This is a genomic window from Streptomyces sp. V3I8, assembly GCF_030817535.1.
Taxonomy (GTDB): Bacteria; Actinomycetota; Actinomycetes; order Streptomycetales; family Streptomycetaceae; genus Streptomyces.
The window spans coordinates 6,005,524-6,030,905 of record NZ_JAUSZL010000002.1; the positions used below are offsets into that span (position 1 = coordinate 6,005,524).

The 25,382-nt window shown below is 70.6% G+C and carries 24 protein-coding genes; 12 read left to right on the top strand and 12 right to left on the bottom strand.

What is annotated here, in order from left to right; translation table 11 throughout:
• Window positions 1–90: 90 nt before the first annotated feature.
• From QFZ75_RS26630 to QFZ75_RS26650, 5 genes are all read right to left on the bottom strand, one after another.
• Window positions 91–1,383 (bottom strand): beta-ketoacyl synthase, encoded by a 1,293-nt coding sequence (locus tag QFZ75_RS26630; protein ID WP_307540816.1) that lies wholly within the window; start codon window positions 1,381–1,383, stop codon window positions 91–93.
• A gap of 85 nt (window positions 1,384–1,468) precedes the next feature.
• The gene (locus tag QFZ75_RS26635) at window positions 1,469–1,717 is read right to left on the bottom strand and encodes an acyl carrier protein (protein WP_055611752.1); all 249 of its coding nucleotides are present in this window, start codon (window positions 1,715–1,717) and stop codon (window positions 1,469–1,471) included.
• A 71-nt stretch (window positions 1,718–1,788) separates the two neighbouring features.
• Window positions 1,789–2,820 carry a ketoacyl-ACP synthase III gene (locus QFZ75_RS26640; protein ID WP_307540818.1) on the bottom strand — a complete coding sequence of 344 codons (1,032 nt, stop codon included), beginning with the start codon at window positions 2,818–2,820 and terminating at the stop codon, window positions 1,789–1,791.
• Window positions 2,821–2,842: 22 nt separating this feature from the next.
• Window positions 2,843–3,760 carry an ACP S-malonyltransferase gene (locus QFZ75_RS26645; protein ID WP_307540819.1) on the bottom strand — a complete coding sequence of 306 codons (918 nt, stop codon included), beginning with the start codon at window positions 3,758–3,760 and terminating at the stop codon, window positions 2,843–2,845.
• Window positions 3,761–3,849: 89 nt separating this feature from the next.
• Complete coding sequence (locus tag QFZ75_RS26650) at window positions 3,850–5,055, bottom strand: CdaR family transcriptional regulator (protein ID WP_307540820.1); 1,206 nt, start codon at window positions 5,053–5,055, stop codon at window positions 3,850–3,852.
• 83 nt (window positions 5,056–5,138) lie between these two features.
• Here QFZ75_RS26650 and QFZ75_RS26655 point away from each other — a divergent pair, with 83 nt between their 5' ends.
• Window positions 5,139–5,795 carry a pirin family protein gene (locus QFZ75_RS26655; RefSeq protein WP_307540822.1) on the top strand — a complete coding sequence of 219 codons (657 nt, stop codon included), beginning with the start codon at window positions 5,139–5,141 and terminating at the stop codon, window positions 5,793–5,795.
• 148 nt (window positions 5,796–5,943) lie between these two features.
• On the opposite strand, the gene QFZ75_RS26660 is transcribed toward QFZ75_RS26655, so the two are convergent.
• Both QFZ75_RS26660 and QFZ75_RS26665 read right to left on the bottom strand, forming a co-directional pair.
• Window positions 5,944–6,765 carry a serine hydrolase gene (locus QFZ75_RS26660; protein WP_307540823.1) on the bottom strand — a complete coding sequence of 274 codons (822 nt, stop codon included), beginning with the start codon at window positions 6,763–6,765 and terminating at the stop codon, window positions 5,944–5,946.
• Between the two features lie 82 nt (window positions 6,766–6,847).
• On the bottom strand, window positions 6,848–7,318 hold the full coding sequence (locus QFZ75_RS26665; protein ID WP_307540824.1) for a GNAT family N-acetyltransferase: 471 nt from the start codon (window positions 7,316–7,318) through the stop codon (window positions 6,848–6,850).
• A 110-nt stretch (window positions 7,319–7,428) separates the two neighbouring features.
• Here QFZ75_RS26665 and QFZ75_RS26670 point away from each other — a divergent pair, with 110 nt between their 5' ends.
• Window positions 7,429–7,893: a MerR family transcriptional regulator gene (locus QFZ75_RS26670; RefSeq protein ID WP_307540825.1), complete on the top strand. Its 465-nt coding sequence runs from the start codon at window positions 7,429–7,431 to the stop codon at window positions 7,891–7,893.
• Window positions 7,890–8,906, top strand: coding sequence for an aldo/keto reductase (locus QFZ75_RS26675; protein ID WP_307540827.1), 1,017 nt, complete (start codon window positions 7,890–7,892; stop codon window positions 8,904–8,906). The genes QFZ75_RS26670 and QFZ75_RS26675 overlap by 4 nt, the downstream gene beginning before the upstream one ends.
• 155 nt (window positions 8,907–9,061) lie before the next feature.
• Here the strand turns inward: QFZ75_RS26675 and QFZ75_RS26680 are convergent, their stop codons facing one another.
• The 3 genes from QFZ75_RS26680 to QFZ75_RS26690 all read right to left on the bottom strand — a co-directional run bounded on the left by QFZ75_RS26680 (window position 9,062) and on the right by QFZ75_RS26690 (window position 12,051).
• Window positions 9,062–9,943 (bottom strand): DUF4429 domain-containing protein, encoded by an 882-nt coding sequence (locus tag QFZ75_RS26680; protein WP_307544800.1) that lies wholly within the window; start codon window positions 9,941–9,943, stop codon window positions 9,062–9,064.
• A gap of 58 nt (window positions 9,944–10,001) precedes the next feature.
• On the bottom strand, window positions 10,002–11,234 hold the full coding sequence (locus tag QFZ75_RS26685; RefSeq protein ID WP_307540828.1) for an alpha/beta hydrolase: 1,233 nt from the start codon (window positions 11,232–11,234) through the stop codon (window positions 10,002–10,004).
• A 103-nt stretch (window positions 11,235–11,337) separates the two neighbouring features.
• Window positions 11,338–12,051, bottom strand: a complete 714-nt coding sequence (locus QFZ75_RS26690) for a TetR/AcrR family transcriptional regulator (RefSeq protein ID WP_307540829.1) — start codon at window positions 12,049–12,051, stop codon at window positions 11,338–11,340.
• A gap of 174 nt (window positions 12,052–12,225) precedes the next feature.
• Here QFZ75_RS26690 and QFZ75_RS26695 point away from each other — a divergent pair, with 174 nt between their 5' ends.
• Together QFZ75_RS26695 and QFZ75_RS26700 are read left to right on the top strand one after the other, a co-directional pair.
• On the top strand, window positions 12,226–13,842 hold the full coding sequence (locus QFZ75_RS26695) for an MFS transporter (protein WP_307540831.1): 1,617 nt from the start codon (window positions 12,226–12,228) through the stop codon (window positions 13,840–13,842).
• A 307-nt stretch (window positions 13,843–14,149) separates the two neighbouring features.
• Window positions 14,150–14,458: a small hydrophobic protein gene (locus QFZ75_RS26700; protein WP_307540832.1), complete on the top strand. Its 309-nt coding sequence runs from the start codon at window positions 14,150–14,152 to the stop codon at window positions 14,456–14,458.
• Between the two features lie 543 nt (window positions 14,459–15,001).
• On the opposite strand, the gene aceE is transcribed toward QFZ75_RS26700, so the two are convergent.
• Entirely contained in the window at window positions 15,002–17,749 is a 2,748-nt protein-coding gene (aceE, locus tag QFZ75_RS26705) for a pyruvate dehydrogenase (acetyl-transferring), homodimeric type (RefSeq protein ID WP_307540833.1), read from the bottom strand.
• Between the two features lie 496 nt (window positions 17,750–18,245).
• Here aceE and QFZ75_RS26710 point away from each other — a divergent pair, with 496 nt between their 5' ends.
• The 6 genes from QFZ75_RS26710 to QFZ75_RS26735 all read left to right on the top strand — a co-directional run bounded on the left by QFZ75_RS26710 (window position 18,246) and on the right by QFZ75_RS26735 (window position 23,055).
• Window positions 18,246–18,683 (top strand): DUF3052 domain-containing protein, encoded by a 438-nt coding sequence (locus tag QFZ75_RS26710; protein ID WP_055519877.1) that lies wholly within the window; start codon window positions 18,246–18,248, stop codon window positions 18,681–18,683.
• A 242-nt stretch (window positions 18,684–18,925) separates the two neighbouring features.
• A complete protein-coding gene (locus tag QFZ75_RS26715) occupies window positions 18,926–19,393 on the top strand; it encodes a peroxiredoxin (RefSeq protein ID WP_307540834.1) in 468 nt (155 codons plus the stop codon).
• Between the two features lie 163 nt (window positions 19,394–19,556).
• The gene (locus QFZ75_RS26720) at window positions 19,557–20,132 is read left to right on the top strand and encodes a TerD family protein (RefSeq protein ID WP_307540836.1); all 576 of its coding nucleotides are present in this window, start codon (window positions 19,557–19,559) and stop codon (window positions 20,130–20,132) included.
• A 152-nt stretch (window positions 20,133–20,284) separates the two neighbouring features.
• The gene (locus QFZ75_RS26725) at window positions 20,285–20,860 is read left to right on the top strand and encodes a TerD family protein (RefSeq protein ID WP_307540837.1); all 576 of its coding nucleotides are present in this window, start codon (window positions 20,285–20,287) and stop codon (window positions 20,858–20,860) included.
• Window positions 20,861–21,060: 200 nt separating this feature from the next.
• On the top strand, window positions 21,061–22,206 hold the full coding sequence (locus QFZ75_RS26730) for a DUF475 domain-containing protein (protein WP_307540839.1): 1,146 nt from the start codon (window positions 21,061–21,063) through the stop codon (window positions 22,204–22,206).
• 117 nt (window positions 22,207–22,323) lie between these two features.
• On the top strand, window positions 22,324–23,055 hold the full coding sequence (locus QFZ75_RS26735) for a Tellurium resistance (RefSeq protein ID WP_307540841.1): 732 nt from the start codon (window positions 22,324–22,326) through the stop codon (window positions 23,053–23,055).
• A 39-nt stretch (window positions 23,056–23,094) separates the two neighbouring features.
• Here the strand turns inward: QFZ75_RS26735 and QFZ75_RS26740 are convergent, their stop codons facing one another.
• A complete protein-coding gene (locus QFZ75_RS26740) occupies window positions 23,095–23,985 on the bottom strand; it encodes a TerD family protein (protein ID WP_307540843.1) in 891 nt (296 codons plus the stop codon).
• Between the two features lie 201 nt (window positions 23,986–24,186).
• Between QFZ75_RS26740 and QFZ75_RS26745 the strand changes: the two genes are divergently transcribed.
• A complete protein-coding gene (locus tag QFZ75_RS26745; protein WP_307540844.1) occupies window positions 24,187–25,353 on the top strand; it encodes an HpcH/HpaI aldolase/citrate lyase family protein in 1,167 nt (388 codons plus the stop codon).
• Window positions 25,354–25,382: the final 29 nt, after the last annotated feature.

Genomic DNA, 25,382 nt, shown 5'->3' on the forward strand with positions numbered 1-25,382 from the left:
GGCGCGACCAGCCCCCACCGCCCCGTACCCGCCCACCCGCACACGCAAGTGGCCCGGTACCTCGAAGAGGTACCGGGCCACTTGCTCACATCAGACCGTACGGAACGCCAGCACCACGTTGTGCCCACCGAACCCGAACGAGTCGTTGAGCGCGGCGATCCGCCCCTCGACGGGCAGCTTCCGCGCCTCCCCGCGCACGATGTCCGCGGTCGCCTCGGCCTCGGGGTCGAGGTTGTCGACGTTGATGGTCGGGGGCGCGATCCGGTTGTACAGCGCCAGCACCGTGGCCACCGACTCCACGCCACCGGCACCACCGAGCAGGTGCCCGGTCATGGACTTCGTACCGGACACGGCGAAGTGGTCGGCGTCGTCGCCGAACACCTTCCGCAGGGCCTTCAGCTCGGCCACGTCACCGGCCGGCGTGGAGGTCGCGTGCGCGTTGACGTGCACGATCTCCGCCGGGTTCAGGTCCGTGTTGTCGAGCAGGTTCTGCAGGGCGTGGGCGATGCCCCGCCCCTCCGGCTCCGGCTGCACGATGTCGTGGCCGTCGGCGGAGATGCCCTGGCCGACCGCCTCCGCGTACACCCGGGCACCGCGTGCCGCGGCGTGCTCGGCCGACTCCAGCACGATGACGCCCGCGCCCTCGCCCAGGACGAAGCCGTCCCGGCCGATGTCGTACGGACGCGAGGCGCCCTGCGGGTCGTCGTTGTTCTTGGACATCGCCATCATGTTGCCGAACGCGGCGATCGGCAGCGGGTGGATGGCCGCCTCCGTGCCGCCGGCGACGACGACGTCGGCGCGTCCGGTGCGGATCATCTCGATGGCGTAGCCGATGGCCTCGGCGCCCGACGCGCAGGCGGAGACCGGGGTGTGCACACCGGCGCGGGCGCCGACGAGCAGGCCCACGTTGGCCGACGGGCCGTTCGGCATGAGCATGGGAACGGTGTGCGGGGAGACGCGGCGTACGCCCTTCTCCTTGAGCACGTCGTACTGGTCGAGCAGGGTCGTGACGCCACCGATGCCGGAGGCGATGACGGCCCCGAGCCGGTCGGGGTCGACAACCGCGCCCGGCTCGGCGGCGTCCGACGTCTCGCCGGCCCTGGCGGTGTAACCGGCGTCCGCCCAGGCCTCCTTGGCCGCGATCAGCGCGAACTGCGCCGAGCGGTCGAGGCGGCGGGCCTGCGGGCGCGGAATGACCTCGCTCGGTTCCACGGCGATCTGCGCCGCGATGCGGACCGCCTGGTCGGCGGCCCATTCCTGCTCCAGAGGGCGGACGCCGGAACGTCCGGCGACCAGGCCCTCCCAGGTTGAGGCTGCGTCGCCACCCAGCGGTGTGGTTGCGCCGATACCGGTGACGACCACGGTGCGATTGGTCGGGCTCACGGGAATTCTTTCTCCAACGGATCCGGGGATTCAGCGGCGCCACCGCCGGGTGGCGGGGCTAGCAGCGGCCGGGGGTGAAGGTTGCTCAGCCCTGGTGCTTGAGGATGTACTCGGTCGCGTCGCCGACCGTCTTGAGGTTCTTGACGTCGTCGTCGGGGATCTTGACGTCGAAGCGCTCTTCGGCGGCGACGACGACCTCGACCATGGACAGCGAGTCGACGTCGAGGTCGTCGGTGAAGGACTTCTCCAGCTGGACGTCCTCGACCGGGATGCCGGCGATCTCGTTCACGATGTCGGCAAGACCGGCGACGATCTCTTCCTGAGTGGCGGCCATGTCAGGCGCTCCTTCTTGTGTTTCCAGAGGGTGTGGCGGTGCTCCCGTCCGGAACGTTCCGGACGGGGTGCCTAGGGGAGGGTAACGACCGTCGCGGCGTACACGAGACCCGCCCCGAAGCCGATGACGAGCGCGGTGTCGCCGCTCTTCGCCTCTCCGGTCGCCAGGAGCCGCTCCATAGCGAGCGGGATCGAGGCGGCCGAGGTGTTGCCGGTGGTGCGTACGTCACGCGCGACCGTGACGTGCTCCGGCAGCTTGAGAGTCTTCACCATCGAGTCGATGATCCGCTCGTTGGCCTGGTGGGGAATGAAGACGTCCAAGTCTTCCGCAGTGAGTCCGGCGGCTTCCAGCGCCTCCTTGGCGACCTTGGCCATCTCGAACACGGCCCAGCGGAACACCGCCTGGCCCTCCTGCGTGATCGCGGGGAACTTGACCTCACCCTTGGAGTCCAGGGGCAGCTGGGACACGTCACTGTTCCTGAACTGGTCCCAGGGCACGGTCTGCTTGATCGTGTTGGACTTGTCGCCCTCGGAGCCCCAGACCGTGGGGCCGATGTGCGGCTCCTCGGAGGGACCCACGACGACCGCGCCCGCGCCGTCACCGAACAGGAAGGCCGTCGCGCGGTCCTCCAGGTCGGTCAGGTCGGACAGCCGCTCGACACCGATGACGAGCACGTACTGCGCCGAACCCTCGACGATCATGCCCTTGGCGAGGGTCAGCCCGTAGCCGAAGCCGGCGCAGCCCGCCGAGATGTCGAAGGCCGCGGCCTTCGCCGTGCCGAGCTTGTCGGCGATCTCGGTGGCGACGGCCGGGGTCTGGCTGAAGTGCGAGACGGTCGAGACGACGACGGCGCCGATCTGCTCGGCGCTGATGCCGGCGTCGGCGATCGCCTTGCCGGACGCCTCGATCGACATGGCGGCGACGGTCTCCTCGTCGTTCGCCCAGTGCCGGGTCTCGATGCCGGAGCGCGAGCGGATCCACTCGTCGGAGGACTCGATGCGCTCCAGGATCACCTCGTTCGGCACCACACGCACCGGGCGGTAACCGCCCACACCGAGGATCCGCGCGTACGGGGCGCCCTTGCGGGCCTTGATCTTCGACATGCTCTGTCGGCTCCTTACGCGCTCAGGCCGAGGCGTGCTCGGCGATGAGCTCGCGAGCCGCTTCGAGGTCGTCGGGTGTCTTGAGCGCCAGCGTCCGCACGCCGGGCAGCGCGCGCTTGGCGAGACCGGTCAGCGTGCCGCCGGGGCACACCTCGAGCAGCGCGGTCACGCCGAGCTCCTCGAAGGTCTCCATGCACAGGTCCCAGCGGACCGGGTTGGCGACCTGGCCGACCAGGCGGGCGACGACCTCGGCGCCCGTGGCGACGGTCCGGCCGTCCTTGTTCGAGACGTACGTGATCGTCGGGTCGGCCGGCGAGAACTCCGCCGCGGCCTGCTCCAGGACATCGACGGCCGGAGCCATGTGCCGGGTGTGGAACGCGCCCGCGACCTTGAGGGCCACCACCCGGCGTACGCCTTCGGGCTTGTCCGCGTCCAGGGCGGCGAGCTCCTCCAGCGTGCCGGCGGCCACGATCTGGCCCGCGCCGTTCACGTTGGCCGGGGTCAGGCCGAGCTTCTCCAGGTGCGGAATCGTCACGGCGGGGTCGCCGCCGAGCAGCGCGGCCATGCCGGTCCGGGTGACGGCGGCGGCCTCGGCCATCGCCAGACCCCGCTTGCGCACGAGTGTCAGCGCGGCCGTCTCGTCCAGGACGCCCGCGAGGGCGGCGGCCGTGATCTCGCCGACGCTGTGTCCCGCGACGGCACCGGGTGCCACGGCGCCGAGCGCCGAGGCGGACAGCAGACCGGCGGCGACCAGCAGCGGCTGGGCGACGGCGGTGTCCCGGATCGCGTCCGCGTCGCCTTGCGTTCCGAAGTGGGCAAGGTCGAGCCCGATGGCGTCCGACCACGCGGCGACGCGGTCGGCGGCGCCGGGGAGGTCGAGCCAAGGAGTCAGGAAGCCGGGCGTCTGGGCACCCTGGCCGGGAGCGACGAGTACGAGCACTCTCACACTCTCTCTTGAGGACGGGCACGGCCGCCCGTGGGGACAGGGACGAAGAACACGAGGGGGAATTGTAGGTCCCCCACAAAAGCCTAGAGCTGGGGATCTCCATCGGCCAGACGCCCCAGGATGAGCGCGATCCGCAGCGTGAACGCCGAACGTACGTCGGAGGGTGACCATCCGGTGACGTCAGTCACACGTCGAAGCCGGTAGCGCACGGTGTTGGGATGGACGAAGAGCATGCGGGCGGCTCCTTCGAGACTGCTCGCCTGTTCGAGATAGACGCTCAGCGTCTCCAGGAGCGCGGAACCGGCCTCCTCCAACGGTCTGTAGATCTCCTCCACCAGCTGGTCGCGCGCCGCCGGGTCACCGGCGATCGAGCGCTCCGGCAGGAGATCGTCCGCCAGTACCGGCCGCGGGGCGTCCTGCCAGGCGAAGCACGCCTTCAGCCCGGCGGCGGCGGCCTGCGCGGAGCGGGTCGCGGCGAGCAGGTCCGGGACCACCGGGCCGGCCACCACGGCCCCCGCCGCGTACGGCCCGATCAGGGACTTGGCGACAGCGAGCGGGTTGTCGCTGCCGCCCGCGATGACGACGAGGCGGTCACCGAGGACGCCGGTGAGCACCTGCAGCTTGGCGTGCCGGGCGGCCCGCCGGATGGCCTCGACGGTCAGCTCGCTGTCACCGTCGGGTGCCGTGCCCAGCACCACGCACACGTGCTCGGGCGAGTTCCAGCCGAGGGCCGCGGCGCGGGACACGGCCCCCTCGTCCGCCTCGCCGGAGAGCACCGCGTTCACCACCAGGGACTCCAGCCGGGCGTCCCAGGCACCGCGCGCCTCGGCGGCCTGCGCGTACACCTGGGCGGTGGCGAAGGCGATCTCCCGGGCGTACACGAGCAGCGCCTCGCGCAGCACGTTCTCGTCGCCCGGGGCCGCGACCTCGTCGATCGCGGACTCCATCACCTCGATCGTCGTGCGCACCATCTCCACGGTCTGCCGCAGGGTGATCGCCCTGGTCAGCTCGCGGGGGGCGGTGCCGAAGACGTCCGTGGAGATCGCCTGGGGAGCGTCCGGATGCCGGAACCACTCGGTGAACGCGGCGATACCGGCCTGTGCGACGAGGCCGATCCACGACCGGTTCTCCGGTGGCATCGCCCGGTACCAGGGCAGTGTCTCGTCCATGCGTGCGATGGCCTGGGCGGCGAGACTGCCGGACGACTTCTCCAGCCGCTTCAGGGTCGCGGTGTGCGCCTGGGCGGCGCGCGCGGCGCGTTCGGTGTTGCTGGGTTCGGGTTCGGGCACGGAACAAGACTGCCTCATCAGGGGCGGGAGATGCGGCGGAGGGTCGCAGGTGGCACGCTCGGCAGGTCTACCGTGGGGGCGTGATGGACGTACGGCGTGGTGACGAGCGCTACCGCGGAGGCGATCCGGCGGCCGGGATCGAGTCCCTCCACGCCTTCTCCTTCGGCCCGCACTACGACCCGGACAACCTGCGCTTCGGCGCGGTCATCGCCTGCAACGAGGAGCGGCTCGCGCCCGGCGCCGGTTTCGCCGAGCATCCGCACAGCCACACCGAGATCGTCACGTGGGTCGTCGAGGGCGAGCTGACCCACCGGGACTCCGCGGGCCACGAGTCGGTCGTGCGCCCCGGGGACGTCCAGCGCCTCAGCTCGGCGGGCGGGGTCCGCCACACCGAACGCAACGACGGCACGGCACCCCTGCACTTCGTCCAGATGTGGCTGGCCCCGCTGGAGCCGGGCGGCGACCCCGCGTACGAGGTCGTCCACGGCATAGCCGACTCGACGCCGTACGCGGTCCCGCAGGCGGGCGCGATGCTGCACGTGCGCCGCCTGGCACCGGGGGAACGGACCGCGGTCCCGGACGCGCCCCTCCTGTACGCGCATGTCGTACACGGCGAAGTCCTGCTGGACGGCGAGAGGCTGCACACCGGCGACGCGGCACGCGTCACGGACGCGAAGGACCTGGAGGCGGTGGCCGGTTCCGAGGCGGAACTGCTGCTGTGGGAGATGACGGCCGGCTGATCCGCGCCGTTCGGCCCGCCACGGACCGGCACGTCCCCGGCCGCCGCTGCGGCAGTTGCTTCCTGTTCCGGCGCGGCGGTGCACGGGGCGTACGGGTGGAGATCTCCGAGCAGTTGCGCACGCCTGCCCGTACCGGCCGGTGGGGAACTCAGCGCCCCAGTTCGGCCAGCACCGCGTCCGTGAAGGGCGGCCATGCCTCGGTCGCCCACGCGCCGAACGCCCGGTCCGTCAGGGCCACGCAGGCTGCCCCCGCGTCCGGGTCGATCCACAGGAACGTACCGGACTGGCCGAAGTGCCCGAAGGTGCGCGAGGAGGACGAACTCCCGGTCCAGTGCGGGGACTTGGAGTCGCGGATCTCGAATCCGAGGCCCCAGTCGTTGGGGCTCCGGTGGCCGTACCCGGGCAGCACACCCTTCGTCCCCGGGTACTGCACGCTCATCATCTCCGCGACCGTCCGCGGGTCGAGCAGCCGGGGCGCCTGCACCTCCGCGGCGAACCGCACCAGGTCGTCCACGGTCGAGACGCCGTCCTTCGCGGGCGAGCCGTCGAGGGCCGTCGACGTCATCCCGAGCGGTTCGAGGACCGCCTGCCTGGCGTACTCCGCGAAGGGGATCTCCGTCGCCTTCGCCACATGGTCGCCCAACTGCTCGAATCCGGCGTTGGAGTACAGCCGCCGCTGCCCGGGCGGCGCCGTCACCCGGTGCTCGTCGAAGGCGAGGCCGCTCGTGTGCGCGAGCAGGTGCCGCACGGTGGACCCCTCGGGCCCGGCCGGCTCGTCCAGCTCGACGGCCCCCTCCTCGTACGCCACCAGCACGGCGTAGGCGGCGAGCGGCTTGCTGACCGAGGCCAGCGCGAAGGGCCGGCCGGCGGGTCCGTGGGTCCCGAGCACGGTCCCGTCCGCCCGTACGACGGCCGCGGCGGCGGTGGGAACGGGCCACTCTTCGATCAGGGCGAGACTCTGCAAAGACATGAGCCAGAGCCTACGGGCCCCTTCAGGGGCGCGGGGAACCGCGCGACCAGCCCCCACGTACCCGCACCTGCCCACGCACCGCTCAGAATTTCAGCCGCATCAACGGATCCGGCGTCCGGACGAACCCCATCGACTCGTACAGCGGCGCGGCCTCCGCCGAGGCGGTCAGGTCGATCTGCCCGGCCCCCTCCTCCCGGAACCACTCCACCAGCGCCTCCATGCAGGCCCGCGCGTACCCCCGCCGCCGTACCCCGGGGTCGGTCGCGACACTGAACACGTATCCGATCCGCCCGTGCGGATTCCGGGGCCGGCCGATCCGGTACTCCAGGGTCCCCGCCACGAGCGCCCCCAGCGCCCCCGCCCGCTCCGGGTGATCGACGACGAACGCCGCGAAACCCCCGTGGGGGTCGGCCAGCCGGCCCCGTACCGTGGCCAGGGACTCGGCGTGCCAGCCGGTGGACGTGTCCGCCCCGGGCATCGAGTCGATCAGCACCTGACGCAGTCGGAGCAGTTCGGCGGCGTCCTCGGGCACAGCGCGGCGTACGAGACTCATGATCGGCACGCTAGTCAGCGCGGCGCCCCGTGTCGCCGGAATTTCGGTCGCCGGGATTTCATCGGGATCCGCTTGCCTGGAGTGCACTCCAGGGTTTTAGCGTGGGGGCCATGACGGTGATGCAGACCACGGAGTCCGGGACCGACACCTGCGCCGCCCCACCGCACGCCACAAGGCGTCCGGACGGCCGGGACCAGTACACGATCAGCGAGGTCGTCGCCTTCACCGGACTGACGGCCCACACCCTGCGCTGGTACGAGCGGATCGGGCTGATGCCGCACATCGACCGCTCGCACACCGGCCAGCGCCGCTACAGCAACCGCGACCTCGACTGGCTGGAACTGGTCGGCAAGCTGCGGCTGACCGGGATGCCGGTCGCCGACATGGTGCGGTACGCGGAGATGGTGCGGGCGGGCGACGACACGTACACCGACCGCTTCGAGCTCCTGGAAGCGACGCGGCGGGATGTGCGGGCGCGGATCGCCGAGCTCCAGGACACCCTCGCCGTGCTCGACCGGAAGATCAGTTTCTATGCGGACGCCGGGCGGGCCCTGGCGTCGGAGGGGTCCCGATGACGGACAGCAGGATCGCGACGGCACGGCTCGGCACGGACGGCCCCGAGGTCGGGGTGCAGGGCCTCGGCTGCATGGGCATGAGCTTCGCGTACGGGCCGACGGACGCCGGCGAGGCGCGGGCCACGCTGGAGCGCGCGCTGGAACTGGGCGTCACGCTGTACGACACCGCCGACGCCTACGGACAGGGGGAGAACGAGCGGTTCCTGGCGCCGTTCTTCGCGGCGCACCGGGACGAGGTGGTCGTCGCGACGAAGTTCGCCATGACGATCCCGCCGGACGAGCCGACCCGGCGGATCATCCGCAACGACGGCCCGTACATCCGGCAGGCGGTCGAGGCGAGCCTCGAGCGCCTGGACGTCGACGTGATCGACCTCTACTACATGCACCGCCGTGACGTGAACGTCCCCATCGAGGAGACCGTCGGCACGATGGCCGAGCTGGTCCGCGAGGGCAAGGTCAAGCAGCTCGGCCTCAGTGAGGTGACGGGCGGCGAACTGCGGGCCGCGCAGTCGGTGCACCCGATCGCGGCCGTCCAGTCGGAGTGGTCGCTGTTCAGCCGGGACATCGAGGCCGGTGTGGTGCCGGCGGCCCGGGAGCTGGGGGTGACCCTGGTCCCGTACTCGCCGCTCGGGCGGGGTTTCCTCACGGGGGCCTTCGCGGACGCGGACAGCGACCTCACTGCCGGTGACTTCCGCCGTCATCAGCCCCGTTACACGGGGGACAACGCGGCGGCGAACGGGGCGCTGCTGGAGCCGATCCGCGGGGTCGCCGAGGTCCACGGCGCCTCCCTGGGGCAGATCGCCCTGGCGTGGGTCCAGCAGCGGGCGGCGGTCCACGGCCTCCCGGTCGTCCCGATCCCGGGCACGCGCAGCCGCGCCCGGATCGAGGAGAACACGGCGGCGACACGCATCACCCTGACCGACGGCGACCTGGCCGTCCTGGATGCCATAGCCGCCGGGGTCGCGGGCGACCGCTACGCCGACATGACGTTCGTCTCGGCGGGCCGGGAGTAGCCCCCGGGGGCCGCTCTCGTTTGCCGGGTGCGGGCGCGTCGTGGCTGGTCGCGCAGTTCCCCGCGCCCCAGGACGGGGCTGCGCCCCGACAGGGGCGCGGGGAACTGCGCGACCGGGGTCCCACCCACCTGCACCCGGCAGGTAACCTCACAGCCTCACAGCTCGGCCAGCAGCTCCGCCTTCTTCGTCGAGAACTCCTCGTCCGTGACGAGTCCCGCCGAGTGCAGCTCCCCGAGATGCCGGATCCGCTCGGCGACCTCCCCCGGCGCCCGCCGGGCCTCCACGGCCACGCCGTCGACGGCGGCCGCGGGTCCGCCCGACCGCACCGCGGCCAGCACGGCCGCCGCGAACGGCAGCGACTCGTGCACCGGCCCGTACCCCAGCCCGAAGACAACGGCCCCCGGATCCTGGTCCGCGGGCCCCGCCTGCGCGGTCTCCGTACCGCCCGCGTCACGGCGCAGCAACCGCAGATGTCCCTCGAAGAGTTCGGGCGACCGCCACTGCACCCCGCACAGGTCGGCCACGGCGAACGTCTGGTCGCCGGCCTTCCACTTCGCGGACGAGGCCCCCGTCCAGAACCACCGGAAGACCACGGACCTCCCGTCGAAGGACGCCTTCGCGTCGTACGCCTTGAACTGCAGCGGCGTCTTCGGCGCCGGCACGAGATAGCGCTCGGCCGGCCCCGCGTCCCCGGGCGCGAGCGCGGCGCGCAGTTCGTCCGCGTAGTACTCGGCGAGCGTCTCCCGCTCGGCGGGCAGCACGAGGCGGTAGGGATCGGACGCCTCCTTGAGCTGTCCCGCGGCCGCCTCCATCAGCGGGTCCGCCCCCGGTCTCGGCTCGGCGCGCAGGACGACCGTCCCGCGCTTGCCGGGCGTCAGCGTCACCGCGGCGATCGCGTCGAGCGGGATGCGCCGCTCGCCGAGCGCCTGGAACAGCTTCGGCGTGCGGATCCCCCGTGCGAAGCGGATGAGCACGGAGTCGGACCCGAACTCCCAGGCGGCATGAAATCCGGCCAGTACGTCACCCATGCGGGCCATCGTATGCGGCATGTGCCTCCTCGTCCCCTCCCTGAGCGGACCGCACTTTTCCCGTTCTCTACGCGCGTCCGGCTTCGGTCGTGCCGGACAGGCCTTTCCGGCACGCGTCGTCCTCGTGGTCCTCGTGCGCGCAGCGAACCGCGCGGTACGCGCCAATTCCGATCTCGGCGAAGTTCCGCAGGCTGTCGGTGCCCGGCTCGAAATACCCGGTGTGTCCCTTCGCCCCGCGCGCGGACAGCACCCGCGCGCCGAACTGCGAGGACATCGGATCGGCGCCGTGCCCGAGCCCGCCGAACTCCAGGTGCGGTACGTCCTCGATCCAGTCGTCCGCGTCCCGTACGGCCCACACCCGGGCCGCGGTGCGCAGCTGTGAGGCCCGCTCGACGCGCATGCCGGGGCTGCCCGCGACCGCTATGTCGGAGACCCGGGACGGCAGGGAACGCGCGGCGACCCCGCAGACCACGGATCCGTAGCTGTGGCAGTACAGCGCGACGCGCGAGCGGCCGGGCAGCGCCCGTACGAGGGCGGCGAGGCGGACCGCGCCCTCCTCGGCGCGGGTCCCGGTGGCGGCGTCCATGCCGAGACCGCTCGGGGTCGTGTAGTCGGCCCACGCGATGACGGCCGTACGCGTCCCGGGGCCCGCCTCGCGCTCCGCGCCGTACAGGGCCTTCGCCATGCCGACGGGCGCCGTGTACCTGCGCTCGGTGCGCTGGAAGGTCAGCAGGTCGGTGTCGACGCCGGGCACCACGACCGAGACCCGCCGGGCCCGCCCGAGGTCGCCGAAGACCTCCGCGACCCGGCCCGGCCCCATCGGGTCGAAGGCCAGGATGCGGCGCCCCTTCGCCATCAGCGCCTCGTACCGGTGCATGCGGCGGCCCGCGTCGTGCTGGCCGCCCGCGGAGAGCCTGCTGTCGCCCATGCGTGCGAGTTCGGCCCTGCGCGCCTGGCCGAGGGCGATGCGGTTGGCGCGGTAGCGCAGGCTCACCGGCGCCCCGTTCATGTTGCCGACCGCGAGCGGGTAGCGGGCGGCGAGCTCCGCCCGCCGGGGCGCGTCGAGCGAGGCGAAGAACTGGGCGAGCCGGGCCGGCGTCGTGGTGTCCGGGTCCGGCAGCCGGTGCCCGCCCAGGTGGCCGCGTTCCCATGCGGACAGGGAGGCCGCGAGGGGTGTGGTCGCCCCCCGGTGGCCGCGCACCGCGGTCCAGCCGGTGGTCCCGAGCATCACGAACACCACGGCCAGCGCGAGCAGCATGCGCCAGACGTTGAGTTGGGGGGTGGAGTCGAAGGAAGTCACTGGGAGGACACACTAGGAGAACGGGAGGGTCTCGCGTTAACCGAGTGACACGGATCACGTTTCCGTCAGGGCGATCGGGGCACGACCGTGCGTGCAGCGGGAATTACTCCGTGTTTCCGCGGGTGCCGGCGTCGGTTCCGCGGCCGTCCGCGTCGCCGCGTCCGGGACCGCCCCCGTCGTGTGTGTGCCAGTCCGTCGCCAGCGCGGGCCCCATCTGGTCCAGGTAGGACGTGGTCAGTTCGCGCATCGCGGCCACGCTGAAGTCCTCGCCGGCGCCCCACGAGCGGGCCGTCAGCCGCATCACGCCGCCGAACAGGGCCACCGCGACGCGCGGACGCGGATCGGTGTCCACGTCGACACCCTCGCGTTCCGCGATCGTCCGGGCGAGCTCCTCCTCCAGCCCCTCCTGGCGGCACAGGTGGGCCGCCAGCAGCGCGGGCGTCGACTCGATCAACTGGAAGGTCCGCATGTGCAGTTCGATCGGGACGACCGACTCGATGGCCTCCCCGACGGTGTCCCAGTTCGCCAGGACGGCCTGGCGCAGCGCCTCCAACGGGGGTTCGTGGGGCGGGCGTCGGTGCACCGCGTCGAGGAAGTGCGACTCCGTCATCTCCTGGACGGCGAAGGCGGCCTCCTCCTTGCCGGCGAAGTACCGGAAGAAGGTGCGCTGCGAGACGTCGACGGCCTCCACGATCTCGTCGACGGTGGTCCGCTCGTAACCGTTGGCCGTGAACAGCTCCAGGGCGGCCCGCACCAGCGCGTCCCGGGTGCGCTGCTTCTTGCGCTCGCGCAGCCCCGGTCGTGACGCCGTCTCCATGAGTCCTCTTCTCGTTCCTCGCGGCCACCATCATGCCCGCGGAGGGCTCCCGGTGGCTCCCGGCGGCGCGCGGGCGGCCGTCGGTCCGGCGTACCCGCACGGAAAACGGCATGTCGGGCACCGAATTGTGAATTGGTTTGTCAATTGTCAGTGGCTGTCACTAGCCTCGAACGCATGACTAGTCAGACCACCGTCGACAAGACGGGCCCGGCCGACGAGGTTCCGGCCGGCTCCGGCCCGGCCCCGGCCAAGGGCCTGCGCGGCCACCCGTGGTTCACCCTGATCACCGTGGCCATCGGCGTCATGGTGGTGGCCCTCGACGGCACCATCGTCGCCATCGCGAACCCGGCCATCCAGAAGGACCTCGGGGCCACCTTCGCCGACGTCCAGTGGATCACGAACGGCTACTTCCTCGCGCTCGCCGTCACGCTGATCACGGCCGGCAAGCTCGGCGACCGGTTCGGCCACCGCCAGACCTTCCTGATAGGCGTGACCGGTTTCGCGGCGACCTCGGGAGCCATCGGCCTCTCGGACGGGATCTCCTCCGTGATCGCCTTCCGGGTGCTCCAGGGCCTGTTCGGCGCCCTGCTGATGCCGGCCGCGCTCGGCCTGCTGCGGGCCACCTTCCCGGCCGAGAAGCTGAACATGGCGATCGGCATCTGGGGCATGGTCATCGGTGCCTCCACCGCGGGCGGCCCGATCCTCGGCGGGGTGCTCGTCGAGCACGTCAGCTGGCAGTCGGTCTTCTTCGTCAACGTGCCGGTCGGCATCATCGCCGTCGTCCTCGGAGCGGTGATCCTGACCGACCACCGCGCGGCCAATGCGCCGCGCTCCTTCGACCTGCTCGGCATCGGCCTGCTGTCCGGTGCCATGTTCTGCCTGGTCTGGGCGCTCATCAAGGCCCCGGAGTGGGGCTGGGGCGCCGCACTGACCTGGTCGTTCCTCGGTATCTCGGTCCTCGGCTTCGCCCTGTTCGCGTTCTGGGAGAACCGGGTGCGCGAGCCGCTCATCCCGCTCGCCCTCTTCCGGTCCGTGCCGCTGTCGGCCGGCGTGGTGCTGATGGTGCTGATGGCGATCGCCTTCATGGGCGGCCTGTTCTTCGTCACCTTCTACCTGCAGAACGTGCACGGGATGAGCCCGATCGACGCGGGCCTGCACCTGCTGCCGCTCACCGGCATGATGATCGTCGGCTCCCCGCTGGCCGGCGCGCTGATCGGCAGGACGGGGCCGCGCATCCCGCTCGCGGGCGGTATGGCGTGCACGGCCGTCGCGATGTTCGGCGTCTCGACTCTGGAGACGGACACCGGCAGCGGGCTCATGTCGCTCTGGTTCGCGCTGCTCGGCCTCGGTCTCGCGCCCGTCATGGTCGGCGCCACCGAGGTCATCGTGGGCAACGCCCCGATGGAGCTCTCCGGTGTCGCGGGAGGCCTCCAGCAGGCCGCCATGCAGATCGGCGGCAGCCTCGGCACGGCGGTCCTGGGCGCCGTGATGGCCTCCAAGGTGGACAACGACCTCGCGGGCAACTGGGCGGAGGCGGGGCTCCCGAAGCTCGCCCCGGAGCAGCTGGGCCAGGCCGCCGAGGCGGTCCAGGTCGGCGCCGCGCCGGTGGCGCCGGACACGCCGCCCGACATCGCGGCGAAGATCACCGACGTCGCCCACGACACGTTCATCTCCGGCATGAGTCTGGCGAGTCTCGTCGCGGCCGGCGTGGCCGTCGTCGCGATCTTCGTCGCCCTCCTCACCAAGCGCGGCGCCAACGCGGAGGCGGGCGCGGGAGTCGGTCACCTCTAGGGCCGCCGCCGCTCCATCTCCTTTATCGCCCCGCCGAGTTGTTCGGCGGGGCTTTCGCCTATCCGGGTGACACCTTTCCGTATGACTTTCATATTGCGCGGGTCGCAGGTCAGAGTGTCCTCAACTGATCTGTACGGAACGGGCAGTTCGGTTGATGGAGCGGCGTGCCGCCGGAGGGGGGCGGCACGCCGCGCAACCGACGTGCGCCCGGCGAAAGAAGTACGGGTCTGAATTGACATGACCGGGGTACCCGACTTCCGAGCCAGAACCGACCGGCACCCGGTCGGCTCAGAGGTCCAGGGAGTTGATGATGGCGGGCTTCGGCCACACCACGCGCAAACACCCTCGCTCGCGTAGCCGTACGAGGTCACGGAGCGGGCCGGACAGCGCGACACTCGGACTCATCGGAGTCATCTGCGCGGTCGCCGGTTTCTTCGTGCTGGGAATCATCCTCGGTCCGGTGGCGATCGTCTGCGGCTGGCTGGCCATGGGACGCCGCTGGAGCGGCGCCCGCGTGACACCGGCGCTGATCGCCGTGGTCCTGGGAGTGATCGACACCATCCTGGCGATCGTGTGGATCGCCGGAGCGGCGGGACCGGGCGGCATGCTGTTCTGACGAACCGGACCGCATCGGGACAACGTCCCTCGCGCCCCCTTCGGGGGACGCGGGGGACATCTTTTTGTGGACGCACCGCACGCGGACCGCGGGCCGCCGGTGGCCGGTCGCGCACCCGCGCCCCGGCAGGGGCGCGGGGAACTGCGCGCTCGGCCACGACGCGCCCGCACCCGGCGAACTGCCCGCGGCAGCCGCCTTCCAGGGGCGCGGGGAACTGCGCGCTCGGTCACGACGCGCCCGCACCCGGCGAACTGCCCGCGGCAGCCGCCTTCCAGGGGCGCGGGGAACTGCGCGACCGGTCACGACGCGCCCGCACCCGGCGAACTGCCCGCGGCAGCCGCCTTCCAGGGGCGCGGGGAACTGCGCGACCAGCTACGACGTGCCCGCACTCGGCGAACTGCCCGCGGCAGCCGCCTTCCAGGGGCGCGGGGAACTGCGCGACCAGCCCCCACGCACCCGCGCCCTACACACGACCCGAGGCCTGACCTGAGACCACGGCCGGACCACGGCCGGGCCAGGACCGGGCCACGGCCGGGCTACGGCCTAGGCATCCCCACCCGCGGCACCGGGATCCGCCGCCGCCACATCCAGCAGCTGATACCGGTCCACCGCCTGCTTCAGCACCGACCGGTCCACCTTCCCCTCACGGGCGAGCTCCGTCAGCACCCCCACCACGATCGACTGCGCGTCGATGTGGAAGAACCGCCGGGCGGCCCCACGCGTGTCGGCGAAGCCGAACCCGTCCGCGCCGAGCGACTGGTAGGTCCCCGGCACCCACCGCGAGATCTGGTCCGGCACCGACCGCATCCAGTCGGAGACGGCCACGAACGGCCCCTCGGCCCCCGACAGCTTCCGCGTCACGTAAGGAACGCGCTGCTCCTCCTCCGGGTGCAGCAGATTGTGCCGCTCCACCTCCACGGCCTCGCGCCGCAGCTCGTTCCAGGAGGTCGCCGACCACACGTCGGCCCGTACGTCCCAGTCCTCGGCGAGGATCCGCTGCGCCTCGACCGCCCACGGCACCGCGACACCCGACGCCATGATCTGCGCCGGGATCGAACCCGAAGTGCCCGCCGCGAAGCGGTGGATGCCCTTGAGGATGCCCTCGACGTCGACGTCCGCCGGCTCGGCCGGGTGCTGGATCGGCTCGTTGTAGAGGGTGAGGTAGTAGAAGACGTCCTCGCCGTGCGGGTGCTCCTCGGACGAGCCGTACATCCGCCGTAGCCCGTCCTGCACGATGTGTGCGATCTCGAACCCGTAGGCCGGGTCGTAGGCGACACAGGCCGGGTTCGTCGAGGCGAGCAGCTGCGAGTGCCCGTCGGCGTGCTGCAGCCCTTCACCGGTCAGCGTCGTGCGCCCCGCGGTCGCGCCCAGGACGAAACCGCGCGCCAACTGGTCGGCCATCTGCCAGAACTGGTCACCGGTGCGCTGGAAACCGAACATCGAGTAGAAGACGTACACCGGGATGAGCGGCTCGCCGTGCGTGGCGTACGCCGAGCCGGCCGCGATCAGGGAGGCCGTGCAGCCCGCCTCGGAGATGCCGTCGTGCAGCATCTGACCCGTCGGCGACTCCTTGTAGGCGAGGAGCAGCTCCCGGTCCACCGCCTCGTACTGCTGCCCGAGCGGGTTGTAGATCTTCGCGCTCGGGAAGAACGAGTCCATGCCGAAGGTGCGGTACTCGTCCGGCGCGATCAGCACGAACCGCTTGCCGATCTCCTTGTCCCGCATCAGGTCCTTGAGCAGCCGTACGAACGCCATGGTGGTGGCGATCGACTGCTGGCCGGAGCCCTTCTTCACACTCGCGTACGTCTTGTCCTCGGGCAGCGCCAGCGGCTTCGACCGTACGACACGCGTCGGGACGTACCCGCCGTTCGCCTTGCGGCGGTCGTGCATGTACTGGATCTCCTCCGAGTCCCGGCCCGGGTGGTAGTACGGCGGCGCGCCGGACTCCAGCTCCTGGTCGGAGATCGGCAGGTGCAGCCGGTCGCGGAAGCCCTTGAGGTCGGCGACCGTCAGCTTCTTCATCTGGTGCGTGGCGTTGCGGCCCTCGAAGTTCGGGCCGAGCGTCCAGCCCTTGACCGTCTGGGCGAGGACCACGGTCGGCTGGCCCTTGTGCGCCTTGGCCGCCGCGAAGGCCGCGTACACCTTCCGGTGGTCGTGGCCGCCGCGGCCCAGGTGCAGGATCTGGTCGTCCGTCATGTTCTCGACCATGCCGCGCAGCCGGTGGTCGCCGCCGAAGAAGTGCTCGCGGATGTATGCGCCGGTCTCGGTGGCGTACGTCTGGAACTGGCCGTCGGGCGTGGTGTTCAGCTTGTTGACGAGCACGCCGTCGCGGTCCTGCGCGAGCAGCGGGTCCCAACTGCGGTCCCAGACCAGCTTGATGACGTTCCAGCCGGCGCCCCGGAACTGCGACTCCAGCTCCTGGATGATCTTGCCGTTGCCGCGCACCGGGCCGTCGAGGCGCTGGAGGTTGCAGTTGACGACGAAGGTGAGGTTGTCCAGGCCCTCGCGCGCGGCGATGGACAACTGGCCGAGCGACTCCGGCTCGTCCATCTCGCCGTCGCCGAGGAACGCCCAGACGTGCGAAGCGGAGGTGTCCGCGACACCGCGCGCCTCCATGTAACGGTTCATCCGCGCCTGGAAGATCGCACCGAGCGGGCCGAGGCCCATCGAGACGGTCGGGAACTCCCAGAAGTCCGGCATGGACCGCGGGTGCGGGTACGACGACAGCGCGTGCGGGGCCTTCGACTTCTCCTGCCGGAAGCCGTCCAGCTGCGCCTCGTCCAGGCGGTCCAGGAGGAACGCGCGGGCGTAGATACCCGGGGAGGCGTGCCCCTGGAAGAAGATCTGGTCGCCGCCGTCGCCCTCGTCCTTGCCGCGGAAGAAGTGGTTGAAGCCCACGTCGTACAGCGAGGCGGAGGACGCGAAGGTGGCGATGTGGCCGCCGACGCCGATCCCGGGACGCTGGGCCCTGGACACCATCACGGCCGCGTTCCAGCGGGTCGCGTTGAGGATCCTGCGCTCGATCTCCTCGTTGCCGGGGAAGAACGGCTCGTCCTTGGTGGCGATGGTGTTGACGTAGTCGGTGCTGCGCATCTCGGGCACGGCCACGCGCTTCTCGCGGGCCCGCTCGATCAGCCTCAGCATGAGATAGCGGGCCCGCTCCCGGCCGCGCTGGTCCACAGCGGCGTCCAGGGAGTCGAGCCACTCCTGTGTCTCTTCGGGATCGAAGTCAGGAACCTGACTCGGAAGGCCGCCAATGATGATCGGATTACGATCGGGTCCGGAAGCCACGCTGTTCCTTCGCTCTCGGGGGCCGCTTCTTCTCAGTTTTTTCTTTGGTTCTTCTCTGGTTTCCTGGGCGTCTGCACCGTTTCCCATCGTGTACCGCGGGAACGGAAACGTCATCTCTACCGAGAGGTAATCGACACGTTCGTCCCGTTCCCCCGAGGGTGGGTCCGGCAAATCGCAACGATACGCCCGCCCCGTGACGCGTACCGCAAAGGCATTCGAGTCTCGTACCCTCGTAGGGTTCCTAAATTCACAAACAGGGCGGATCGCTGTGGTGTGTGTCACCTGAAGCTGTGATTCCCTGACTGGGGTTGCGGCGAGACCGCCTGGATCGTCACCGTTTCGGCGGTCTCGACGGCCGGGTACTTGCGCGATCCGTCCCGCCCGTGTGGACTACGGCCAATGCTTCGCGCACGCGCGTGGCTTGAACTTCCCCGAGGCCCCGGCTCAGTCCGGGCCGGGGAGGACCCCATTACCGAACATGATCAGGAGGCAACCCGTGAGCGCGACCGCGGACCACGCGGAGGAGCGGACGAGCCTGGCCGCCAGGCTGGGATTCCAGCCCGAGCAGGTGGTCCAGGAGATCGGCTTCGACGATGACGTCGACCAGGAGCTCCGCTCGGCCATTGAAGAAGTAATCGGCAGCGAGCTCATGGACGAGGAGTACGACGACGTCGCCGACGCCGTGGTGCTCTGGTTCCGAGACGACGACGGCGACCTGACGGACGCGCTGGTGGACGCCACCACGTACGTCGAAGAGGGCGGCGCCGTCCTGCTGCTGACGCCCAAGACCGGCCGAGACGGTTATGTGGAGCCCAGCGACATCGCCGAAGCCGTGACGACCGCGGGTCTGTCCCAGACCAAGGGCATCAGCGTGGGGAAGGACTGGAGCGGCACGAAGCTGGCGACGCCGAAGACGGCCGCCAAGAAGCGCTGAGGCGCAGCCGAGGCCAGGAGGCCCCCGCCGACTCCTGTCGGCGGGGGCCTCGTCCGTGGCGGACCCCGGCGGCCTCCGGTCTCCGGCCCCGGGCGTCGGCCGCCGGTGGGGCGCCGCGGGTCCGCTGTGGCCGGTCGCGCAGTTCCCCGCGCCCCTGGCGGGGCCCGCGACCCGCTTCCGGGAACGCTGCGTAGGGTGGGTGTCACCCGAACAGCCTGATCCGACGGAAGGGACGCAGGACCATGGCCACCGAGGCGATCGAGGTCGGCGACAAGGCCCCGGACTTCGAGCTCAAGGACAACCACGGCGCCACCGTGCGGCTGTCGGACTTCCGCGGCGCCAAGAACGTGGTGCTGCTCTTCTACCCCTTCGCCTTCACCGGCGTGTGCACCGGCGAACTGTGCGCGCTGCGCGACAACCTGCCGCGGTTCGCCGACCGCGACACCCAGCTCCTCGCCGTCTCGAACGACTCGATCCACACCCTGCGCGTCTTCGCCGAGCAGGAAGGTCTTGAGTACCCGCTCCTTTCGGACTTCTGGCCGCACGGCGAGGTCTCGCGCGCGTACGGCGTGTTCGCCGAGGACAAGGGCTGCGCGGTGCGTGGCACCTTCGTCATCGACAAGGAGGGCGTGGTGCGCTGGACCGTCGTCAACTCCCTGCCCGACGCACGCGACCTGGACGAGTACGTACGGGCGCTCGACGCCCTGTGAGTCCGGCGCCGACGCGGTCCGGCGGACCGGGACGCCGACACTTCGGGATTTTTCGTGCCCCAGGGCCTGCGGGGACGGGGAACCTCTCACTAGGATCGACACGTTGATCCGATACCAACGCACTACGGGGCTTCCCGCCCCCCGGACACCAATGGGAGGACTCGTGGGAGTCAGCCTCAGCAAGGGCGGCAACGTATCGCTGTCGAAGGAGGCCCCGGGCCTGACCGCGGTCATCATCGGTCTGGGGTGGGACATCCGCACCACCACCGGTACCGACTTCGACCTCGACGCCAGCGCCATCCTGACGAACGCGGACGGCAAGGTCAGCAGTGACGCCAACTTCGTGTTCTTCAACAACCTGAAGAGCCCCGACGGCTCCGTCGAGCACACCGGCGACAACACCACCGGTGAGGGCGAGGGCGACGACGAGCAGATCAAGGTCGACCTCGCCGGGGTCCCGGCCGACATCGAGAAGATCGTCTTCCCGGTCTCGATCTACGACGCCGAGAACCGCCAGCAGTCGTTCGGCCAGGTGCGCAACGCGTTCATCCGCGTGGTGAACCAGGCCGGCGGGGCGGAGATCGCCCGGTACGACCTCTCCGAGGACGCCTCGACGGAGACCGCCATGGTCTTCGGCGAGCTGTACCGCCACGGCGCGGAGTGGAAGTTCCGCGCCATCGGCCAGGGGTACGCGTCGGGCCTGCGCGGCATCGCGCAGGACTTCGGCGTCAACGTCTGAGCCGTTTCGCCCGTCCGGGGCCGGGCCCGTCGTGTCGGGACCGGCCCCGACCGGCACCATCCCTCCCGTCCGGCGCCGCACACTCCCAGTGCGGCGCCGGACGTGGTAGTGCCACGCATGAACCAACGGCTTGACCGGAGAGGACCAGGAACATGGGCGTCACGCTCGCCAAGGGGGGCAATGTCTCCCTCTCCAAGGCCGCACCGAACCTCACGCAGGTGATGATCGGGCTCGGCTGGGACGCGCGCTCCACCACCGGAGCCCCCTTCGACCTCGATGCCAGCGCGCTGCTGTGCAACTCGGGGCGGGTGCTCGGCGACGAGTGGTTCATCTTCTACAACCAGCTCAAGAGCCCGGACGGCTCGGTCGAGCACACCGGCGACAACCTTACCGGTGAGGGCGACGGCGACGATGAGTCCATCCTCATCGACCTCTCCAAGGTGCCCGCGAACGTGGAGAAGATCGTCTTCCCGGTCTCCATCCACGACGCCGACAACCGCGGCCAGACCTTCGGCCAGGTGAGCAACGCCTTCATCCGGGTCGTCAACCAGGCCGACGGCCAGGAGCTCGCCCGCTACGACCTCTCCGAGGACGCCTCCACCGAAACCGCGATGATCTTCGGCGAGGTCTACCGCTACAACGGCGAGTGGAAGTTCCGCGCGGTGGGCCAGGGCTACGCGTCCGGGCTGCGCGGCATCGCCCTGGACTTCGGGGTCAACGTTTCGTAAAGCCGGGAAGGCGCGGGCATCCCATGGTTCCGTACCCGCTGGACCTGCGGATCTCCGGGGGATCGGCCCCGGCCCTCTCCTGCGGGGGGTCGGCCCTCTAGACTTCGGGGTCAACGTTTCGTAAAGCCGGGTACGGCGGGGGGAAACCCCCTCCGGACTTCGTCCGGGGGTAGCCCCCCAACCTCACGATTGGGTAGCCAGTGGTTCTGAAAACCTTCGGCTGGTCGTTCGCGGTCACCGCGCTCGGCCTGGTCGCAGCGGTGCTGATCGGCGGATGGACCGCCTTCGGGATCGTGCTGATCCTGTCCATCCTCGAGATCTCGCTGTCCTTCGACAACGCGGTGGTCAACGCCGGCATCCTGAAGAAGATGAGTGCCTTCTGGCAGAAGATCTTCCTCACCGTCGGCATCCTCATCGCCGTCTTCGGGATGCGGCTCGTCTTCCCCGTCGTGATCGTCGCGATCAGTGCCTCGCTCGGCCCCATCGAGGCCGTCGACCTCGCCCTGAACGACGCCGACCGCTACCAGGAACTGGTGACCGACGCCCACCCGTCGATCGCCGCCTTCGGTGGCATGTTCCTGCTGATGATCTTCCTCGACTTCATCTTCGAGGACCGCGACATCAAGTGGCTCGGCTGGCTGGAGCGCCCGCTCGCCAAGCTCGGCAAGGTCGACATGCTGTCGGCGTGCATCGCGCTGATCATCCTGCTCGTCACCGCACTGTTCCTGGCCCCGCACGCCCACCTGCACGCGGGATCCGCCGACAAGACCGAGACGGTGCTGCTCTCCGGCGTCGCCGGCCTCATCACGTACCTGGTCGTCGGCGGGCTCTCCGGCTTCTTCGAGAACCGGCTGGAGGAGGCGGAGGAGCGCGAGCACGAGGCCGAGGAGGAGGCCAGGGCCAAGGGCAAGCAGATCTCCGCGGGAGCCCTCGTCGGCAAGGCCGCGTTCTTCATGTTCCTCTACCTCGAGGTCCTGGACGCGTCCTTCTCCTTCGACGGCGTGATCGGCGCCTTCGCCATCACCAACGACATCGTCCTGATGGCGCTGGGCCTCGGCATCGGCGCGATGTACGTCCGTTCGCTGACCGTCTACCTGGTCCGCCAGGGCACCCTCGACGACTACGTCTACCTGGAGCACGGCGCCCACTACGCCATCGGCGCCCTGGCCGCGATCCTTCTCGTCACCATCCGGTTCGAGGTCAACGAGATCGTCACCGGCCTCATCGGGGTCGTCCTGATCGCCTGGTCCTTCTGGTCCTCCGTCCGCCGCAACAAGGCGCTGGAGGCCGCGGGGGGAAAGGCTGACCCCTCGGACGACAAGACAGAGGTCTCGTCCGGGGTGTGACACCGGTCAGGTTGAGGAACGCTCTGTGAGGGCGGCCGCCGAGGAGTCCTCGGCGGCCGCCCCGGCGTATGGGGCCCCGATCCGTGTCGGGGCCGACGAAGAAGCGTGGGGGCGGGAATGAAGTTCTGGGAGAACCTGTGGCGCGGCCGGTCGACGCCGTTCGACTCGGGCAGCGCGTCGACCAACGCCATCGAGCTGACCAAACGCAACCAGACGATCTCACTCACCAAGCAGGGCGCGGCCACCGGCAACCTCCGCATCAACCTGTCCTGGCGGATGCGGACCTCCGACATCGGCGGACCGCAGCGGGGCAGCCTGCTGCGGCACCCCTTCAAGGCACTGAAGCCGGAAGTGGTGCAGGCGCACACCCAGTCCATGGTCAACGTCGACCTCGACCTGGGCTGCATGTACGAACTGGCCGACGGCACCAAGGGGGTCGTCCAGCCGCTCGGCGGTTTCCTGGGGGACCTCAACGGCGCGCCGTACGTGAAGCTCAGCGGCGACGACCGCTTCGGCTCCGGTTCGGGCGAGACGATCTTCGTCAACCTCGACCACCGCGAGCAGATAAAGCGGTTGCTGGTCTTCGTCTACATCTACGACCAGACGCCCGCGTTCGACCGTACGCACGCCATCGTGACGCTGTACCCGAGCAACGGGCCCCGGATCGAGATCGGGCTCGACGAGCGGCATTCGCAGGCGCGGTCCTGCGCGGTGGTCATGATCGAGAACGTGAAGAACGAACTGGTGGTGCGGCGCGAGGTGAAGTTCGTCTACGGCTTCCAGGCGGAGCTGGACCGGTTCTACGGCTGGGGCCTGCAGTGGGGCCGGGGCTACAAGACCAAGGCCTAGCGCCGCGGCACCAGCGTCCCCGGCGGGCGCGGAGCTCCCTCAGCGGCCGATGAACTGGGGGCCCTGGGGCGGGAGGCGGAAGTCCGGGTCCGGGGCAGGGGCCGGACCCACCGGCTGCGGGTAGCCGTAGCCGGACTGCGAGGGCCGGGGCGGGGCCGACTGCGGATAGCCGTAGGCAGGTGCGCCGGTGGGCTGCGGATAGCCGTACGCGGGCTGCGTGGCCGGCGGCTGCTGCCGCGTCGGCTCCGGGCCCGGCGCGGCCGGGGGATATCCGTACGCCGGCTGCACGGGCTGCTGGGGCACCTGCGTGGGCGCCTCGGGCGGCAGCGGCTGGGCCCCGCCCCGCCCGGTGGATGCCGAACCCTCCTCGGTCCCGGATTCGTCCACCGAGATCCCGAAGTCGGACGCCAGGCCCTCCAGGCCGTTGGAATACCCCTCGCCGAGGGCCCGGAACTTCCAGCCCTCACCCCGCCGGTACAGTTCACCGCAGATGAGCGCGGTCTCCTCACCGGTCTCCGGCTTGATGTCGAAGTACGCCAGCGGCTCCGCGTCCGCGACCGTGGCGTCGAACAGCAGGATCCGCAGCGCCTGTACCCGGTCGAAGGTGACGCCGTCGGCGGAGGCGACCAGCAGGATCCGCCCCACGGCGTCGTCGACACCCGCCAGATCCGACTGGATCGTGTCGGTGAGCCCTTCGGCGAGACCGTCGTTCACGCGCTTGTTGCCCAGCCGCCAGACCTTGCCCGACGGATGCCGGGGCTGGTTGTAGAAGACGAAGTCCTCGTCGGACCTGACCCGGCCGTCGGGGCCGAGGAGCAGGGCGGAGGCGTCCACGTTCGGGAGGCCCCGCCCGGGCGTCCAGCGCAGCACGGCGCGCACCGCCGTGGCGTCCAGCGGGACGTTCGACCCCTTCAGCATGGCGTGCGTCATGCGGTCATCCTGCCTTCTCGGTCCTGGCCACGACAACGCGGGGGTGGGTGCCCGTTCGGCTTGTTGTGCGAACGGGCGGGCACAATGGTGTTTGTCTGCGTTACCTGAACTTCATGCCCGATGGGAACCCTTGACACGGATCTCTACGTACTATTACCGGCCACATATCGTCAGGCCGCACAGCCGCCCCGGGGGTAACTCATGCGTCATTTCGGGCATCTCGCCCCTGAGGTGCGGCAGCGCCTCTTCTTCCAGGAGCCGTGCGCATTCACCGCGGACTCCGCGCCCCGGGTGCTCGCCGCCGCCCTCGGAGCGACCCTCTACAGCCCCGCGACCAGGCAGAAGATGGCCGACGACATCGTGAAGCAGGCCGGCCGCGGGGTCGTCTCGATGGTCCTGTGCCTGGAGGACTCGATCGGCGACGAGGACGTCACCGGCGCCGAGGAGAACCTCGTCCGGCAGTTCGCGGATCTGGCCGAACGCCGCCCCGTGGCCGATCTGCCCCTGCTCTTCATCCGGGTCAGAACGCCGGAGCAGATCCCCGACCTCGCCCACCGTCTCGGCGCTTCCGTGCGGCTCCTGTCCGGATTCGTACTGCCGAAGTTCACCGAGGAGCGGGGGGTGCCGTTCCTGGAGGCGCTCACCGAGACCGAGGGGGCGAGCGGACGGCGGCTCTTCGCCATGCCCGTCCTCGAATCGCCCGAACTGCTGTACCGCGAGTCGAGGGCCGAGACCCTCGCCGGGATCTTCCGCGCCGTCGACAAGTACCGCGACCGCGTGCTCGCGCTGCGGCTCGGCGTCACCGACTTCTGCTCGGCGTACGGACTGCGCCGGGCGCCCGACATGACCGCGTACGACGTCCAGATAGTGGCCTCCGTGATAGCCGACGTGGTGAACGTCCTCGGACGGGCCGACGGCACCGGATTCACCGTGACCGGACCCGTGTGGGAGTACTTCCGCGTCCAGGAGCGCATGTTCAAGCCGCAGCTGCGCAGCAGCCCCTTCAACCCCGAGGCCCAGGGCCTGCGCGCCGCCCTGATCGAGCACGACATGGACGGGCTGCTGCGGGAGATCGCCCTCGACCGGGCCAACGGACTGCAGGGCAAGACCTGCATCCACCCCTCGCACGTACTGCCCGTGCACGCCCTGTCGGTGGTCAGCCACGAGGAGTTCAGCGACGCCCAGGACATCCTGCGGCCCGAGCGGGGCGGCGGGGGCGTCCTGCGGTCCGCGTACACGAACAAGATGAACGAGGTGAAGCCGCACCGCGCCTGGGCGGAGCGCACCCTCCAGCGCGCCGAGGTCTTCGGCGTCACCAACGAGGACATCGGCTTCGTGGAGCTGCTGGCCGCCGGGATCCCCGGCTGACACACTTCCCCGGCCGACACCCACTTGTC

Coding starts and splice junctions, on each gene's coding strand:
- QFZ75_RS26635 (WP_055611752.1), bottom strand. CDS start 1,717: ATGGCCGCCACTCAGGAAGAGATCGTCGCCGGTCTTGCCGACATCGTG.
- QFZ75_RS26640 (WP_307540818.1), bottom strand. CDS start 2,820: ATGTCGAAGATCAAGGCCCGCAAGGGCGCCCCGTACGCGCGGATCCTC.
- QFZ75_RS26655 (WP_307540822.1), top strand. CDS start 5,139: ATGGACGTACGGCGTGGTGACGAGCGCTACCGCGGAGGCGATCCGGCG.
- QFZ75_RS26660 (WP_307540823.1), bottom strand. CDS start 6,765: ATGTCTTTGCAGAGTCTCGCCCTGATCGAAGAGTGGCCCGTTCCCACC.
- QFZ75_RS26665 (WP_307540824.1), bottom strand. CDS start 7,318: ATGAGTCTCGTACGCCGCGCTGTGCCCGAGGACGCCGCCGAACTGCTC.
- QFZ75_RS26670 (WP_307540825.1), top strand. CDS start 7,429: ATGACGGTGATGCAGACCACGGAGTCCGGGACCGACACCTGCGCCGCC.
- QFZ75_RS26675 (WP_307540827.1), top strand. CDS start 7,890: ATGACGGACAGCAGGATCGCGACGGCACGGCTCGGCACGGACGGCCCC.
- QFZ75_RS26680 (WP_307544800.1), bottom strand. CDS start 9,943: ATGGCCCGCATGGGTGACGTACTGGCCGGATTTCATGCCGCCTGGGAG.
- QFZ75_RS26690 (WP_307540829.1), bottom strand. CDS start 12,051: ATGGAGACGGCGTCACGACCGGGGCTGCGCGAGCGCAAGAAGCAGCGC.
- QFZ75_RS26695 (WP_307540831.1), top strand. CDS start 12,226: ATGACTAGTCAGACCACCGTCGACAAGACGGGCCCGGCCGACGAGGTT.
- QFZ75_RS26700 (WP_307540832.1), top strand. CDS start 14,150: ATGATGGCGGGCTTCGGCCACACCACGCGCAAACACCCTCGCTCGCGT.
- QFZ75_RS26715 (WP_307540834.1), top strand. CDS start 18,926: ATGGCCACCGAGGCGATCGAGGTCGGCGACAAGGCCCCGGACTTCGAG.
- QFZ75_RS26725 (WP_307540837.1), top strand. CDS start 20,285: ATGGGCGTCACGCTCGCCAAGGGGGGCAATGTCTCCCTCTCCAAGGCC.
- QFZ75_RS26735 (WP_307540841.1), top strand. CDS start 22,324: ATGAAGTTCTGGGAGAACCTGTGGCGCGGCCGGTCGACGCCGTTCGAC.
- QFZ75_RS26740 (WP_307540843.1), bottom strand. CDS start 23,985: ATGACGCACGCCATGCTGAAGGGGTCGAACGTCCCGCTGGACGCCACG.
- QFZ75_RS26745 (WP_307540844.1), top strand. CDS start 24,187: ATGCGTCATTTCGGGCATCTCGCCCCTGAGGTGCGGCAGCGCCTCTTC.